The sequence below is a fragment of the Niabella yanshanensis genome (genome assembly GCF_034424215.1).
GTDB classification, from domain to species: Bacteria; Bacteroidota; Bacteroidia; order Chitinophagales; family Chitinophagaceae; genus Niabella; species Niabella yanshanensis.
Window position 1 is genome coordinate 555,491 of sequence record NZ_CP139960.1, and the last position, 17,258, is coordinate 572,748.

Below are 17,258 nucleotides of genomic sequence, written 5' to 3' on the forward strand. Positions count from 1 at the left end.
ATATGTCCAGAAAATTGATTCGTAAGCTTCAGGTCGGATTTGGAATTTCGATGCTCATTTTACTACTGAGCTCTTCGGCTTCTTATATCAGCATCAGGGAGCAGATTAATAACCGTACCCAGGTCATTCAAACCCAACGCACCATCAGGTCGGCCAACCAGGTATTAATGGATATGCAGAATGCAGAAACCGGCCTTAGAGGCTTTTTGCTTACGGGTACGTATAGTTTCCTCGATCCTTATTACCAGAGTGTAAAGTCGCTTCCCCAATCCATTGAAGATGCACGCGGCCTGGTTGCCAATAATGAATTACAGGTACGGCGCATAGACAGTGTAAAAGTATTGGTGGATAGCAGCCTTCATTTAACAGAAGAGCTGATTGCACTTAAAAACGCGGGTACAATTATAAGGGTTGATCAGCTGGTGAAGGGAAAGAACCTGATGGATGCCTGCAGGATGGTGATAGGACGGTTCACTAATGTGGAAACGGCCCTGCTTCAGTTAAGAAGCGAGAAAATGCATAACAGCTCCAGCACTACCTCTATTTTTATTGTTGCTGCCGCATTAATATCCATCTTTATTACGCTATACTTCTATTTGCAGATACGTGAAGAGTTTAAGAAGCGCGAACAAATGCAGCAGGCGCTGAAACAAAAAGATGAGGATATATCGAAACGCCTGACCATCATACAGCATATAGCCCAGACGATATCAGCCGGTGATTACTCAGTACGGGCAAGCGACGCAGAAAAAGACGACCTGGGTAGCATTGGCGCTTCGCTGAATGCAATGGCAGCATCGCTTGAAAAATCATTTGATGAGATCAATACCAACGAATGGAAGCAGGCCGGGCTGGTAAACCTGAACGAGATAACAACAGGTAACAAATCTGAACAGGTTATTGCCAAAGATGCGCTTACCCACCTGGTTCAATACGGCGATTGTTTAAACGGGGCGATCTATCTTTTAGATACAGGTAGTCTGCACCTGCAAAGCGCCTATGGCCTGGAGGACTATATGAAGCCGCAATATGCGCCGGGAGAGGGTATAGTAGGACAGGTATTTAGCGACAGGGCCCTGCGCCGGTTAAACAACCTGTCTGAAACAGATTTTACAGCCACTACCTCTGCGGCAGCTATTAAAGTACAAAACCTGCTTTGGCTGCCGCTTCTGGCAAAAGGCCAGTGTTTTGGTGTGATTGAATTAGGCGCTACGCATCCATTTAGCGAAGCTGATCTTGATTTTTACCAGGAAGCAGCCCGTATTATTACCCTTGAAATATTAGCGGCCAAAGCACGGAAACAGGTACAAACCCTGCTGGAAGAAACCCAGGCCCAATCAGAAGAGTTACAAACCCAGCATTCGGAACTGGAAAACCTGAATACAGAACTGGAAGCCCAAACACAAAAGCTACAGGCCTCAGAAGAAGAGCTACGGGTACAACAGGAAGAGCTCTTACAGTCCAACCAGGAGCTGGAAGAACGCTCAAGGTTACTGGAAGAAAAGAATGAACTGATTGCCAGTCGTAACCTGGAGGTGCAGAAAAAAGCCGAGGAGCTGGCTTTAAGCACCCGGTATAAATCGGAATTCCTGGCCAATATGTCGCACGAGCTGCGTACCCCGCTTAACTCCATTCTATTGCTGTCGAGGCTAATGGTAGAAAACGGTGATGATAACTTAAACGAAGACCAGATCGAATCGGCCCGGGTGATACAAAGCTCCGGATCCAGCTTACTCAGTCTAATAGACGAGATCCTGGATCTGTCGAAGATAGAGGCCGGCAAAATGGAACTGGAATTAAGCGCGGTTCATTTAAGCGTTTTGAAAAATGACCTGCAGAATATGTTTGCGCCTGTGGCAAAAGAAAAAGGACTGGATTTTTCTGTAAACCTGCATGCAGACGAAGCCGATAAAGATATTATTACGGATAAATTGCGGCTGGAGCAGGTGATCCGCAACCTGCTGTCCAACGCACTTAAATTTACCACCCAGGGCGCTGTAAGTCTAACTATACAACCGGCTGAACATAACACCGATTATGTACAGTTCCTGGTAAAGGATACCGGTATTGGTATTAGCCCGGAAAACCAGAAAATTATTTTTGAAGCCTTTCAACAGGCAGATGGTTCTACCCGCCGGAAGTTTGGTGGTACGGGCCTGGGACTTTCGATCAGCCGTGAGCTGGCCCGGTTACTGGGCGGTGAAATTACCGTAAACAGTACACTGGGAACGGGCAGTGAGTTTAGCTTTATTATTCCCCGGTCGAAGCATGCGGCGCCTATAAAACCGGCGCCCGAAAAAACAGCTGAAGTTGCCATTAACACGGTGGAGGAAGAACCGGTGCTGGTAAACACCAGTAACCTGGTAGTAGCCGAAATACCGGAACAGGTAGCTGATGACAGGGCTGCAATTGCTCCAACTGACAAAGTCATACTCATTGTTGAAGACGATACCAATTTTGCCAAAGCATTACTGAAATATACACACCAGCGGGGCTATAAAGGAATTATCATTGTAAGAGGCGACCTGGCTGCACCGGCAGCTCTTCAATATAAGCCGGCCGCCATTTTGCTGGATATACAGCTACCGGTAAAAGATGGCTGGCAGGTAATGGATGAGATCAAGAGCAATCCCAGGACACGCCATATTCCTGTGCACATTATGTCATCGCTGGAGGTTAAAAAAGAGAGCCTGCTAAAAGGAGCGATCGACTTTATTAATAAACCCGTGGCCCTGGAGCAGATCAGCAAGATCTTCCGTAAAATAGAAGATGCTTTGACAGGTCATCCTAAAAAAGTATTGATTGTTGAAGAGAACCCCAAACATGCCACGGCACTATCTTACTTCCTGAGCAATTTCAATATCGTATCTGAAATAAAAGATAATGTAGACGATAGCATATCTGCATTAATGTCGGATAAAGTGAACTGCGTCATACTGGATATGGGAATACCTGATAAAACAGGATATGAGACCCTGGAAGCTATTAAGCAAAAGCAGGGACTGGAAGATCTGCCTATCATTATTTTTACCGGAAAAAACCTGTCGCATGCCGAGGAGCTGAAAATAAAACAATATGCAGATTCTATCGTCATTAAAACAGCGCATTCTTTCCAGCGTATATTGGATGAAGTGGGGCTGTTCCTGCATTTGGTGGAAGAGCATAACCCGGCAACAGAAAAACGCAAGATCAACAAACTGGGATCTTTAAACGAAGTATTGAAAGATAAAACCGTATTGGTAGCTGATGATGACGTGCGAAACATTTTTTCGCTGACAAAAACATTGGAGCAATACCAGATGAAAGTGGTATCTACCATTGATGGTAGGGAAGCATTGATGCAATTAGAAGCACATCCTGAAACATCGATCATACTGATGGATATGATGATGCCGGAAATGGATGGTTATGAAACCATACAACGCATTCGCAGCAAGCCTGAATATGCGAAGCTGCCCATTATTGCGGTAACAGCCAAGGCCATGACGGGAGACAGGGAACGCTGCATCAGGGCTGGGGCATCAGACTATATTTCAAAACCGGTGGACAAAGACCAGCTGCTGTCATTATTAAGGGTGTGGCTTTACGAAAACTGAGATCAGGTATGCACAAAAAAGAAAAAACCATTCTGATAGTAGACGATGACAACCGTAATATTTTTGCCCTGGAGCTGACGCTGAAGGCAAGAAAATACCGGTATATATCCTGCACCAGCGCCGCTGAGGGGCTTCAGATACTTCGCACCAATAATACCATTGGCCTGGTGCTGATGGATATGATGATGGCCGAAATGGATGGTTATGAAACCATCCGTATTATACGTGCCTCTGCAGAATACGCTGATGTTCCGGTTATTGCGGTTACAGCCAATGCCATGAGCGGCGACAGGGAAAAATGCCTGGAAGCAGGCGCCAACGGGTATATCTCTAAACCCATCAATGTGGACCAATTATTGGATATGATTGAAAAATGGCTATAGATGATAGAACCGGACATCATTAAGGACGAGGAAATGGAAATGCTGCTGAGGGATATTGCGGAACTCTATGATTACGATTTTACGCAATACACCCGCTCTTCTTTAAGAAGGCGGCTGAACCGGATATGCATGCTGGATAAATTCACCAGCTTTGCCGAACTAAGATACCGGATCACTAAAGATGCCACTTACCTGACCCGCTTTATTGAAGAGGTTACCGTAAATGTTACCGAAATGTTTCGCGATCCCGGATTTTATAAAACCCTGCGGGATCATATACTGCCCACCCTGGGCACTCACCCGTTTATAAGAGTATGGATTGCAGGTTGCTCAACCGGTGAAGAGGCTTACTCGGTGGCCATCCTTTTAAAGGAGGCGGGGCTTTACCATAAATCGCTGATCTACGCCACCGATATTAATCCCGGTGTTATTGAAAAAGCATCCAGGGGGATTTTCCAGGCCGGGCCCATCAAGCAGTATTCAGAAAACTATATGCTATCCGGCGGTAAGCAGGATTTTTCTTCCTACTATATGTCGCGTTATGATATGGTAAAGTTTGACGAAGCGCTCAGTGAGAAGATGATCTTTTCAACCCATAACCTGGTTTCTGACTCTTCATTCAACGAGTTTCAGTTGATACTTTGCCGGAACGTGATGATCTATTTTGATAAAGATTTGCAAGGGAAAGTACTGAAGCTTTTCGACGACAGCCTGCAATCTTTGGGTTGGCTGGCGTTGGGATCGAAGGAAACCCTGAGGCATTCTGCCATCGAACCCCGCTATAAACAATGGCAGGGAGAGAAAATATGGAGAAAAACAAGTTAATGAATGCACTTTGAACAAAGCATCAACAGAGATATTATTGATTGGTGGCTCCGCCGGCAGCATCAGTGTATTGCTGGAGATTATTCCTTACCTGGATAAGGCGCTTTCATTCCCCGTCATTATTATACTGCACAGGAAAGCCCACCCCGAAAGTAATTTGAGCGACCTGCTGAAATTTCATAGCAGTTTACCGGTAGCGGAGGTAGAAGATAAAACATCGCTGAGTCCCGGCTATATCTACCTGGCACCGGCCGATTACCATTTATTGCTGGAAACCAAATCGCTGGCAGCATTGGATAGCTCAGAAAAAGTGAACTATTCGCGACCATCAATTGATGTAAGTTTCCAGTCTGCTGCTGTTATTTTTAAACAGCATACAACAGCTTTATTACTGTCGGGTGCCAATGCCGATGGAATGGAGGGATTACTTACTATTGCAAGCTATGGGGGCACCGTATTGGTGCAAGACCCGGTATCAGCCGAGTTTGGGTATATGCCCAGGCAAACCCTGCTGAACCTGGAGGCGGATGCCGTTTTGAAGCCGGCACAAATGGCTACATTCATCAACGGGCTCCATAAAAAAGAGCAACCGTAGTAGTTGCTCTGTCATTTTTATTTCAGTTCCCTGATCTTGATATTGCGATAGCTGACCTGGTTGCCATGATCCTGTAATAAGATATGCCCCTTGTCGGCCTCACCAAAATTTTTCCAGTTTTTATACTTACTGATTTTAACCAGTTCCTTAAATTCAGGCGACTTGCGTTCGTACTCCAGTACTTTTACCCCGTTTAACCAATGCTCTACATGGTTATTAGGATAAACAATTACTTTACCGGTGTTCCATTCGCCTATGGGATGTGTTGCACCAGCTTTTGACGATGTTTTCAGATCGTAAAGAGAAGCCAGTGTACGATTGCCATCGCGTCCCAGCTTCGCATCGGGGTGTAACGCATCATCCAGTATCTGGTATTCCAGGCCGATAGCTGATAAACCGGTTTGTTCTTTCAAAGTAACAAAATACTTTACGCCGCTATTGGCGCCGGGGGTAAGTTTAAAATCGAAGCTCAGTTCAAAAGCGCCATACTGGCCGGTAGTAACAATATCTCCTGCATTCTGCGATTCAGAACCGTCGGTTGCCTGTATGGTTAAGATACCATCCTTGATAACCCATCCGTTAGCAGCGGTTGGAAAGCTGTTACCTTTTGCGCTCCGCCAGCCTTTATTGGTTTTACCATCAAATAACAACTTCCACCCATCTTTCTTTTCTTTTGATGTTAAGGTATTTACCTGTGCATGTATAAAATTACCTGAACCTAATAGTAAAAGGGCTAAAGAGGCTGTTGTGCAAATTTTCCTGATTTTCATAATATTTGATCCTGTTATATGTATTTTTTTGTGTTGTAAATAAGCCTGTTTCTTTGTAAACTTAATTAGTATTTAAATACCTTCCCATTTACCATTACCTCCTGTGCTTTTTCATCAAAAGTGGCTTTAGCGCCGGTATGCGCTGCAGCGGTGGTCATAATATTGGCAATGCTATGGCTGTAACCCGCTTCAACCGGGGCATTAGGCTGCTTCCTGCTGCGGATACACTCCATCCAGTTACGTACGTGGTTAGAGGTAAGCACATCTCCGCCGGTGTTGGCCGAGGCTACTACCTGCTCATTATTAGGCAGGCTTATATTAGGTAAGAGATTGGCCTTCATGCCCATGGCTGCGGCCATCTTTTGGGTAAGACCACCTTGCGGCGATATTTTATTAGTGATCAGGTTGAGTTCACCACCATTGGAATAATAGATCTCTGCCGGGCGCTCATCGCCGTTATGCATCCTGGATCCGAAAGTTACCTGGAAGCCTGTTGAAAGATCATCCGTCGGGCCGTAATCAAAAGCAGCCAATAGAGTATCCCAGTTTCTGCGCCCATCCTTCCATTGGTAAATACCGCCGTTGGCTACTACGCTGCGCGGATGTTTTAACCCTGTAAACCAATGTACGGTATCGATCTGGTGGCTCATCCATTGACCCGGAAGACCCGAAGAGTAAGGCCAGAATAAACGATACTCGAGGTAAATGCGCGGATCAAACTTCTCGTAAGGCCGGTTCATAATAAAGCGTTTCCAGTCGGTATCCGCTTCTTTTAACTGTTTTACTACATCGGGACGACGCCAGCGCCCTGGCTGGTTCACATTCCAGGTTAACTCAACCATGGTGATGGGCCCAAACTGGCCTGATTTGATAAAATCGTTGGCGGCGTGATAATTGGTGCCACTGCGGCGCTGCGAACCAATCTGCACGATCTTGCCGGTTTCCTTAACGGCTTTCAGGGCAGCCTTATTGTCTTCCATAGTTTCGGCAAAGGGCTTCTCCACATAAGCATCACAACCTGCTTTTACCGCTTCAATAGTATGCAATGCATGCTGGAAATCGGCTGTACCAATAAACACAGCATCTACCGTTTTACTGGCGTATAACTCTTCGTTATTGCGATAAGCTTTTACATCGTTGCCCATTTTTTGCTTCCACATGGCAGCACCTTGCTCGCGTCTCAGCTTCCATATATCGGAAACGCCCACAACCTCGAAATTGAGCTCTTTATAATGGTTCATAAAACAGGGCATATGCGAAGAACGATGTCGGTCTGAAAAACCAACTACACCAACGCGCACCCTGTCATTAGCGCCAATAATCCGGTTATAGCTTTTGGCGCTGAATACACTGTTGGATACCAGAACACCGGCTCCTGCTATGGAAGCCTGCCTGATAAAATTGCGACGCGAATTTTTCATTGAATTGATACTAGTTTGAGTGGTCAATAAGATGGCAATTGCTCTGCATTTAACTTTATGGCATGCAAACAATTTTGGATGAAATTAGTAAAAACAGGGCAGGAAACCGATTAATTATCAGTGATATTTTAGTTATCTTAACTATATATACCTGGTAAACAGCATTTTAAAATTAAAATCCTATAGCTTTTTGGAACAAATACACAAATCATTGAACAAGGTCTCCTGTAGTTATCAGTCGCTCCCCACCGTTTATTTTACAAGTAAAACAGGCTTATTCAAAAGCATCTGCTACTCGCGGGGCAATGAATTCAGGTATTCAATGGGCGACACTTTAAAATACTTCTGAAAGTTACGGCTAAAAAGGCTTTGCGAGCTATAGCCTACCATCTTCGATATCTGGAACAGGGAGAACTCGTTTTGTGCGATCAGGCTGGCTGCCGTTTTCAGCCGGGTAATATCAATCAGTTCCTTGGGAGAAAGCGAAGACAGCGATTTGATCTTCCTGTAAAACGTGGTGCGACTCATAAACATATGTTCTGCCAGGTCGTCTATATCAATATTGGGATCCTTGATATTGCTCCTGATATAATCATCCAGCTTTTTTAAAAAAGCTTCATCAGTTTTCGAGTGTGCCATTACCCGCACATCTTCAAAGGGAGAGCTGGCAAAATGTTCTTTGATCTTTAAACGGTTCTTTAAAAGATTAGCAATCTGCACCTGTAATAGCTCAGGAGAGAAAGGCTTTTGTATATAAGCATCGGCGCCCACTTCCAAACCCTCTATATGCGCCTTATGGGTATTTTTGGCAGTTAGTAAAATAATGGGAATATGGCAGTACTCTACTTTTGATTTGATCAGTCTGCACAAGTCAAAACCATCAATACCCGGCATCATGATGTCAGAAACGATCAGGTGCACCGTTTCGTTGTCGAGAATATTTTGCGCAATTTCTCCATTGGCCGCCAGGTGCAGGGTATAAGTGTCACCTAATACCTGGGACAGGAATTCCAGTATGTCTTCGTTATCGTCTATAATAAGTATACTTTCTGTCATGCATTACTTCTTTTTCCAGCTGCTTAATTTAAACTCTATTTTTTGTCGCAGCGGCAACTTCAGTTCGAAAATAATTAAATGAGTTGCTCCTGATCGCAAACTAATACTTCCATTATGCAGGTCTGCCAGCGATTTAGCCAATGACAAACCAATACCGGTACCGGGCTTTTCATTGCCACGCATCCTGAAAAAGGGTTCAAAAATGCGATTCCTGAACTCTTCAGGTATACCTTTCCCGTCATTCATAAATTGAATAATAAAATAATCATCCGTTTCACCAACAGGATGCATCGTCACTTTAGCGTGGCTACTGCCATACTTCAATGCATTGGATAGCAGGTTGGTGAAAATTTTAACCAGGGCTTCGACATCTACAAAAGCAACAACAGGCTCCGGCGGAAGGTTCACCTCTAATTGAATCCCGTTCTTTATTGCTTCGGCCTTAAAGTTATTTATTTGTTCCGTTAACAAAGCCGAAATATCGGTTTTCACAAAACTTAACCCAAACTGGTCGGCCTCCGTTTGCCTGAAATCGAGCAGCTGACTGGTTAATTCAGCTAACCGGAGGGCATTTCGTTCAGCCAAAACCAGGCTCTTTTTGATGTCCGGCTGATCATCTACTTTTTTAACCACCCACTTAATAGGTCCCATGATCAATGTAAGCGGTGTTTGTATTTCATGTGCAATATTGGTAAAGAATTCAATCTTGGCCTGGTAAATTTCTTTCTCTTTTTCATGCTCAAACAGCATCAGCCTGTTATGATTTTTTCGATCCAGGTAGTTCTGGTAGTATCGAATAGAAAAATAGAAGAGGGCTGTTAACAGTAAAGCGTAGAAAGCATAGGCCATGTTGGTTTTCCAAAAAGGAGGGAGGATCCTGATCAATATTTCTTTTTCCCGGCCCACCCAATTGCCGGTATTGCTTTCGGCCTGAACAACGAAAGTATAATTACCCGGTGCCAGGTCGGTAAAATAAGCGTCCCGGTTGGTGTTCAGGTAGGTCCATGCGTTATCCAGTCCCTGCATCCTAAACTTATAACGGGTAACATCGGGCGATGCATAGTTGAGCGCAGCGAATTCGATGCTGAAATTGTTTTGATCGTATGTAAGTGTAATCGTGTCTGTATATATAATAGAACGCATCAATGGGCTATTAGGCTCATTGGGTACCAGTTCTTTATTATTAACACGAAAGCCGGTAATATAAGTAGGGGGACTTGTATATTTTTGACCAAGCTGAGCCGGATTAAAAGAGATCATCCCTTTTACGGATCCGAAATACATAGTACCATCCAGGTCCCGGTATGCCGAATTATAATTAAACTGATCAGTGATCAGTCCATTAGAGCGCGTATACACGCGTACCTGCTCTGTCCGTTTGTCCAGGCATATCAGTCCTTTTAGTGAGCTCACCCATAAACGTTTTTTATCGTCTTCCAGTATGCTGAACACTACATTGCTTAGCAGGCCTTCTTTTACGGTAAATCTTTTAAAGGATTGATGATCTTTACTCAACCTGATCAAACCGCCTCCGTTGGTGGCAAACCATATGAAGTGGTCGCTATCCTCCATAATATTATATACCGCAAACTCATCAACCATTTTATCTTTTACTTTATTGCCGAAACGGATATTGCCTTGCTTCCCCGTTTTAGGATTATAAAAGAAGGCACCTTGCGATACACTACCGGTCCATATATTTCCCCGGCTGTCTTCTTTTATATCGAACGTATACACATTAAAAGGTATTTGTGGCACACTTTTAAAAGTTTTGAGCTTCGGGTCATAAGCAAATAAGCTCGAACCATGGTATGCCGTACCAATCAGCAAAGTGCTGTCTTTGGTGAGATAAATGCTGGAGACAAAATCACTGGTAGCTTTACTACTGTCTTTTACCTGTGCAAACCTGTGTATAACCTTACCGGTTGGTATATCCATTATCTCCAGCCCGTGAAAAAACGGACCTATAAACAATTGATTGCCCAGGGCCAGCAAACCATGAATGTTGGGATAAGAAATATCTCCGGGTTTACCGGTAGCGGTATAATTAACAAATTGTCCGCTGACTGGATTGAATTTATTGATACCGGCATCTTCGGTGCCTATCCAAAGATTGCCATGGGCGTCCGGAACGATCTCTCTGACCGCATCACCCGAAATAGAGTTAACACCAGGCAGGGGGTAGTATTTCTTAAACTTCGAATTTTCTTTGGAATAATAGTTGAGGCCGCCAAAGTAAGTGCCCACCCACATGCCATCCTGGTTGTCCTTGCAAAAGGTATACACCGCATTGTCGGCAATAGAGTAGGAGTCACCTGCTCTTTTACGCAGGTGCTCCGTTTGGCCGGAGTCTATATCATAGATGTATATACCCGACTCAGTGGCCACCCAGTATTGTTGTCCTGATCCTCTGATAATATCCCTTACGTAAATGGAGGCATAATTATTAGGGGTAAGTGGTAAAGATTTTACCTGGCCGGTTTTAATATGGTAAGTTTTTAATCCCTGCTTAAAACACCCGATCATCAGCTCGTTGTCGTTCATCGCATATATCTTACTTATAGAACGCAGATCCGGCGCCACTTCTTGTCCAACTATTCTTATATAACTGATTGTTTTTTCAGCTTGCCGGAATATTCCGATAGTACCATCATCGCTGCCGGCCCAAAGATTCATTTTCGGGTCGAGCGCAATGCAAGACGCCTGGAGCTTCAAGTCAGTCACTTTATTTTGTACCGGGTCATATTGGTGAAGCCGGTACCCCGACAGAAACCAGAGCTTATCTTTATCGTCTATCACCAGGTGGCTGATATAGTTTTGCGATGCCATATCCAGCTCAGTAAAAACCTCCTGGTAGGGATCGTATTTGAAAATGCCTTTACCGGTGCCTATCCATAGCATACCCTTGCTGTCTTCAACAAGGGTGGTGATAATATTATTACCGATATTACCCAGCTTACTGTTCTTATTATTGAAGCATTTAAAAGTATATCCGTCAAAACGGTTCAAACCGCCGCCGCGTGTGCCCATCCAGATCAGGCCTTTTCGATCCTGCAGAATGGTAATTACCGCGTTATGTACCAGGCCGTCATCCACCTGGTAATACTTAAAATAATACTGCCCGTAACAGGATAAAATGATAAGCTTTAACAGGAAGAAGCAAATGAAAATGTAATAGAAACGGCGCATAATTCGTTGATCCAAATATATTAAATGACTATTATAAAAATGAGCAGGATGTGCTCAGTATGGGTAACCTCTGCTGATTTTACATAGGACCCTGCTCAGGAACGCCTCTATTCCGGCACTCAATTCTAAATTTTGGCACAAATAGACAAAACATTGAACAAAGCTTACTGACTGGTTAATGCCATCGAAAATCGGGTTGATAAAGTATTGCCGATAATTTGACTAATTTTGTTTAACCCTAATGATTTTGTTATTCTTATAATTAATGCGTACTAAAATGCCCCTCGCCATTATTATTCTGGTACTGTCTGTTGCCTGTGGTTTTATATATTACCTGAGATCTAACGGTAATGTGAAAGAAAACGCGGGGTTAAGATCCGGTTCCATTCATAGCTTTAAAGTTGCCGCTTTAAACGGTACCATCATTGATTTTGCAGCCTTTAAAGGTAAAAAGATCATAGTGGTCAATACGGCTTCCAAATGCGGACTAACGCCGCAGTATGAAGGGCTTGAAAGTTTGTTTAAAAAGTACGGAGACCGGCTGGTTATCGTGGGCTTTCCCTCCAACGATTTCCTGTTCCAGGAGCCGGGGACTAATACAGATATCGCGGAGTTTTGCCAGCGTAATTATGGTGTGTCATTTCCGATGGCAGCCAAGGTAGAGGTGAAAGGGAAGAACCAGGCACCGGTTTACCAATGGCTGACGAACAGGAATCTAAATGGCGTTGAAAGCTCGGCCGTTACCTGGAATTTTCAAAAATACCTGTTGGATGAGGATGGTAAGCTGGTACAGCATTTTGCTCCCAAAACAGATCCGGAAGATCCGGAAATCATCAAATGGATCGAGTCGGAGGATTAGCTGCCGCCCGCCGATCGGTTAAAGTGCTATGAATTTACTTAAAAATTGTGGGTTGTATTTGAGTGGGTATGGACGAGTATTGATAACTTCGGGGCTCGCATACTTTGTGTAAGCCCGTTGTTGCTCTTGCAGCAACGATCCTAAAAAATTAAACCATGTTTGTCCAAAAATCAATTTCCTTATTGACCACAGTTGCTTTAAGCATCACTTTTGCAAAGGCGCAATCTTCTTTAAGTACGCTCTGGGAAACCAGGGAGCTGGCTGTTCCGGAGTCTGTACTGTACAGTGAAAAAGAGGATCAGCTTTTCGTAAGCCTTATAGATGGTGAAGGAAATAAGAAAGATGGTAAAGGCGGCATCGCGATACTGGGTACAGATGGAAGTATCAAAAATAAAACCTGGGTAGAAGGATTAGATGCGCCCAAAGGTCTTGCCCGTTATAAAAACACACTTTTTGTTGCCGACCTGACGGCATTGGTTCGTATCGATATTCCAAGCGGAAAAGTTATTAATAAACTGGAAATTGACAGCGCTGTTTTTTTAAATGATGTAACGGTAGATGCGAAGGGCGTTGTGTTTGTTTCAGATACACGGACCAATAAAATCCACCGCATTAAAAATGGAAAACAAGAAGTGTATATGCGGGATGTAAAGGGCGCCAACGGGTTAAAATGGATCAACAAACATCTATATGTACTGGCTGGCACCGAGTTGCTGAAAACAGATCAGCAGAAGCGTATTACCGTTCTGGCCAAAGGTTTGGAAAAGCCAGGGGACGGGCTGGAACAGCTTGCCAATGGAGATTTCATCGCCACCTGCTGGGCAGGCATCATTTACCATGTAAAAGCTAACGGCGAACTCCATAAACTACAGGATGTGCAGGGGAAGATGAACACAGCCGATCTGGGCTATAATCCTAAAACAGGTATAATATATATACCAACGTTTAATCAAAACAGTGTTATTGCTTATAAGCTGTCCGCTCAATAAACCGGAACGGACCACTGCGGCGAAGTGCCGCAATGCGCATCATAATAAGGAAAGGTTATATACTGCCCAGGCATTCAAAGATCTGTGCACTGTAAGCTATTTTACTTAACCTGGACTTATAAGGAAATAGAAAGCGCCAGGTCGCGGGTTCGGGTCCCGTCCGGTCTGCAAAAGCTTTAATAAATCAGGGTACTGTTTCTATAAGGTTCAGCACAAGGCATTTCAGGCTTCTTCCTGTTAGTGATTGTCGAAAAAGAAAATCCCGTGTGGAAACACAGGATTTTAAACCAAAACTAACTGCTTATGAGAAAAAATTAAATGTCGTGTCTTTATGACACAAATATAGGAACAATGTTTAAACGTTTAAACATTGCAAAAACGTTTTAACGCTTTTTTAGCAATTGAGCATGGTTCTTCTACGCATTCAATTATCGAACTGTTTAAACTTTCCGGTGTCCGGTCCCTACAGGACTTTAACAAACTCGTTCCCTAGTATTGTTACCAATGTAAAGTTCTTTCGGGACTAGATATTGGTGAAAAAAATCCATTTACGAACAAGTAAACCTCTTAGAGGCGACATATTATCATTTAGTCTAAAAGTTTAAACAAGTTCATCCTTTGTCAATCATCATAAAGTCGTAATGCGCTAAAAGCCATTGTTGTGCAATCGATAGCGCAGGATAGAATCACCCGGGTTCGCATGCTTTCTGTTAATTTCGTTATGCACGTTGTATGCCGGGCGGCTATTGGAGCTGGCCGGTTGTACAAACTTCATTAACCTTATTCGATCAACAAATGAAATACGTTGCTATGCTAAAATCAAATTTTTTATTGCTTTTCATCAGTCTTTACGTTCAAAGCCTGGCGCAGGATATCAGTCTTGCTTTGCAAAAAACGCCCAGGTTGACCGAAGTGCAGCGTATGCAAAAATGGGATGCGATGCAGGAAGATGTTACCGTGAGTTTTGCCTCTTCCTCTACAAGGTTCACAAAAGAACTTCCTTCCGGCGTTGTAAAAAAGACCGCATGGGAATTATCCGGATGGAAAAATGAAAAGCTGCATGTTCAAATACTGGCAGCTACCAAAATTGACCTCAAAGGAATGACAGTTGCGGCAGGTGATTTAAGAAACGAGACGGGCGATGTTCTGAAAAAGGAACAGTTGTCATTAGGCTTTATACAATATGTAATAACAGATGAATTCCGGGATGGTTGTGGTCATCGCAAATCAGTAGATTTTGATTCGTCAATGGTTGCCGATATTATTAATACAGAACTCCGTTCCATGGATGTTTCAAAGCATACCACACAGCCCGTTTGGCTTACCATACAAATACCCGGAAAACAGCCGGCAGGTAAATACACCGGAACGATCAGCGTTACAGCCGGTAAAACCTATAAGCTGCAGCTGATACTAACAATAGCCGACAGAACCTTACCGGCCCCGAAAGACTGGAGCTTTCAATTAGACTACTGGCAACATCCCGCTGCAATAGCAAGAGTACACCGTGTAAAGCTTTGGAGTGCTGCACATTTTGAACAGATGCGTAAATATTACACCATGCTGGCCAACGCGGGCCAAAAGGTAATAACGGCAAGCATTGTAGATGAACCCTGGGGACATCAAACCTATGACGATTATCCGGGTTTGATAAAATGGACGAAAAAGAAAAATGGAACATGGACCTACGACTATAGCTTATTTGATAAGTATATTGATTTTGTAATGAGTTGCGGGATCAGGAACAGGATCAATTGTTATAGCATGGTTCCCTGGAAAATTGCTTTTAAATATTATGATGAGGCTTCGCAAAAAGATACTGTCTTCACCGGGGCCATTGGCAACCCGGAGTACAATGAATTCTGGAGAACCATGTTAGTTGATTTTACGGCACACTTAAAAAAGAAGGGCTGGTTCGGTATTACTACTATTGCAATGGATGAACGCCCCATGAGGGCCATGCAATCTGTCATCAGCTTGCTCAAGACTGTCGACCCTGCCTGGAAGATATCCCTGGCAGGCGAGTGGCACCCTGAAATTGAGAAAGACATCTATGATTATTGTATTGCCTCCAAATGGGCTTTCCCGGATGCTATTTTAAAAGAACGTAAACAGGCAGGTAAAACCAGTACCTGGTATACCTGCTGTACAGAGAAATATCCCAATATGTTTACCTTTTCTCCACCTGACGAAGGCGTATGGGCCGGGTGGTACACCGCTGCTTCGGGGATGGATGGATTTCTTCGCTGGGCCTACAATAGCTGGACGCGTTCTCCCTTAACGGACAGCCGTTTTACCGCCTGGCCTGCCGGCGATACCTACCAGGTTTACCCCGGGCCCTTATCATCTGTTCGCTTTGAAAAGCTGATTGAGGGTGTACAGGATTTTGAAAAAATAAATGCCTTAAGAAAATCCTATCAAATGAAAAACGAAACAATAAAATTAAAGGAACTGGAAGCAGCGTTGCAAACTTTCACTATTGAAAAACTATCGCAACAATCGGCTCAGGAAATGGTAGAAAAATATAAGCATTTACTAAATTAATGCAGTTCCATAGGCGAACTATTGAGCCTGCAGCGGTAATACTTAGTCTTCGATTTGAAGATGGGTACTTATCGCTATTCTGTTCCAGGCATTAATAGTAACAATCGCCATAATGATTTCCGGGATCTGGCTTTCATCAAAAAACTGAAGCGCCTGTTGGTATAATGCATCACTTAAACCATGTGCATGGATCAACGTAATTTCTTCGGTTATCGCCAATATAGTTTGCTCCTCCCCCGAAAAGAATTTAGTGGCTTCCCTCCAGGCGCTGATTAAGAAAATACGCTGTAAGGTTTCACCGTTGGCCATTGCTTCTTTGGTATGCATGTCGATGCAGTAAGCGCATCCGTTAATTTCAGAAGCCCTGATTTTGATCAGATCTTTCAAGGTCTTAGAAAGAGAACTCTGCGCGAGATATCCTTCCAGGCCCAACATGGCCTTGTACGCTTTGGGTTGTTCTGTACTAGTGATTTGTACACGATTTTGCATATGCTATCTTTTATGTTACTTAATAATTGTTTCAGGACCTGTTATACTAATGCCCGGCTGTATGTTCGGCTTCCCGGATCACATTCCCCGGCTTTTCAACAGGGACTTCCGCAGTACCTGAAATGAAAGCTTCCTGCTTTGCCGGATTACTTTGAGCAGCCAACAGGAAAGCAGCCGCGCTACCTACCCATACGGAATAGTCTAAAGGTGCTTTTACACCTAGTGATATACTCATAGAAAGAGCGAAAATGAACAGAAGAACGCCGGTCAAATTCGCTGCAATTTTTAGACAGTAACCCAAAATCAACAGGACCGGGAGCGCTATTTCTAAAAACGTAGCTGCATAAGCCGCGTATTTACTGAGCATGAGGGGAAGAAAAAAGGTTAATTGTGCGGTATATTTTTCAAAGTTGTCCCAGTTACCCCAGGCAGCATTGATTCCCCATAAGCCGAACCGGTCGGCTACTGCCGAGAGCATGGTTATGGAAAGTGCTATTCTTAAGAATAATGTTGGAACTGATACCGATTTAGCTGCCATAAGT

The 17,258-nt window shown here is 43.8% G+C and carries 13 protein-coding genes; 7 read left to right on the forward strand and 6 right to left on the reverse strand.

Annotation, left to right across the window (positions count from 1 at the left end; translation table 11 throughout):
* Positions 1-2 precede the first annotated feature (2 nt).
* The 4 genes from U0035_RS01965 to U0035_RS01980 are packed head-to-tail and all read left to right on the forward strand — an operon-like array spanning position 3 to position 5,399.
* Positions 3-3,596, forward strand: coding sequence for a response regulator (locus U0035_RS01965; RefSeq protein WP_114792501.1), 3,594 nt, complete (start codon positions 3-5; stop codon positions 3,594-3,596).
* A gap of 8 nt (positions 3,597-3,604) precedes the next feature.
* Positions 3,605-3,979, forward strand: coding sequence for a response regulator (locus U0035_RS01970; RefSeq protein WP_114792502.1), 375 nt, complete (start codon positions 3,605-3,607; stop codon positions 3,977-3,979).
* Entirely contained in the window at positions 3,980-4,804 is an 825-nt protein-coding gene (locus tag U0035_RS01975) for a CheR family methyltransferase (protein WP_114792503.1), read from the forward strand. It abuts the gene before it with no gap.
* A 10-nt stretch (positions 4,805-4,814) separates the two neighbouring features.
* Positions 4,815-5,399, forward strand: coding sequence for a chemotaxis protein CheB (locus U0035_RS01980; protein ID WP_114792504.1), 585 nt, complete (start codon positions 4,815-4,817; stop codon positions 5,397-5,399).
* 17 nt (positions 5,400-5,416) lie between these two features.
* On the opposite strand, the gene U0035_RS01985 is transcribed toward U0035_RS01980, so the two are convergent.
* The 4 genes from U0035_RS01985 to U0035_RS02000 all read right to left on the reverse strand — a co-directional run bounded on the left by U0035_RS01985 (position 5,417) and on the right by U0035_RS02000 (position 11,850).
* Positions 5,417-6,169, reverse strand: coding sequence for a 3-keto-disaccharide hydrolase (locus U0035_RS01985; RefSeq protein WP_114792505.1), 753 nt, complete (start codon positions 6,167-6,169; stop codon positions 5,417-5,419).
* A gap of 65 nt (positions 6,170-6,234) precedes the next feature.
* Positions 6,235-7,590 (reverse strand): Gfo/Idh/MocA family protein, encoded by a 1,356-nt coding sequence (locus tag U0035_RS01990; protein WP_114792506.1) that lies wholly within the window; start codon positions 7,588-7,590, stop codon positions 6,235-6,237.
* A 291-nt stretch (positions 7,591-7,881) separates the two neighbouring features.
* Positions 7,882-8,646 (reverse strand): response regulator transcription factor, encoded by a 765-nt coding sequence (locus U0035_RS01995; RefSeq protein WP_114792507.1) that lies wholly within the window; start codon positions 8,644-8,646, stop codon positions 7,882-7,884.
* Between the two features lie 3 nt (positions 8,647-8,649).
* Entirely contained in the window at positions 8,650-11,850 is a 3,201-nt protein-coding gene (locus U0035_RS02000; protein WP_327138717.1) for a ligand-binding sensor domain-containing protein, read from the reverse strand.
* 250 nt (positions 11,851-12,100) lie between these two features.
* Here U0035_RS02000 and U0035_RS02005 point away from each other — a divergent pair, with 250 nt between their 5' ends.
* From U0035_RS02005 to U0035_RS02015, 3 genes are all read left to right on the forward strand, one after another.
* Positions 12,101-12,694, forward strand: a complete 594-nt coding sequence (locus tag U0035_RS02005; RefSeq protein WP_114792509.1) for a glutathione peroxidase — start codon at positions 12,101-12,103, stop codon at positions 12,692-12,694.
* 155 nt (positions 12,695-12,849) lie between these two features.
* A complete protein-coding gene (locus U0035_RS02010) occupies positions 12,850-13,683 on the forward strand; it encodes an NHL repeat-containing protein (protein ID WP_114792510.1) in 834 nt (277 codons plus the stop codon).
* An 810-nt stretch (positions 13,684-14,493) separates the two neighbouring features.
* Positions 14,494-16,227 (forward strand): DUF4091 domain-containing protein, encoded by a 1,734-nt coding sequence (locus tag U0035_RS02015; RefSeq protein ID WP_245957808.1) that lies wholly within the window; start codon positions 14,494-14,496, stop codon positions 16,225-16,227.
* A 42-nt stretch (positions 16,228-16,269) separates the two neighbouring features.
* Here U0035_RS02015 and U0035_RS02020 read toward each other — a convergent pair whose 3' ends face one another.
* Entirely contained in the window at positions 16,270-16,716 is a 447-nt protein-coding gene (locus tag U0035_RS02020) for a carboxymuconolactone decarboxylase family protein (RefSeq protein WP_114792511.1), read from the reverse strand.
* Between the two features lie 46 nt (positions 16,717-16,762).
* Positions 16,763-17,254: a DoxX family membrane protein gene (locus U0035_RS02025; protein WP_114792512.1), complete on the reverse strand. Its 492-nt coding sequence runs from the start codon at positions 17,252-17,254 to the stop codon at positions 16,763-16,765.
* Between the last annotated feature and the right edge of the window lie 4 nt (positions 17,255-17,258).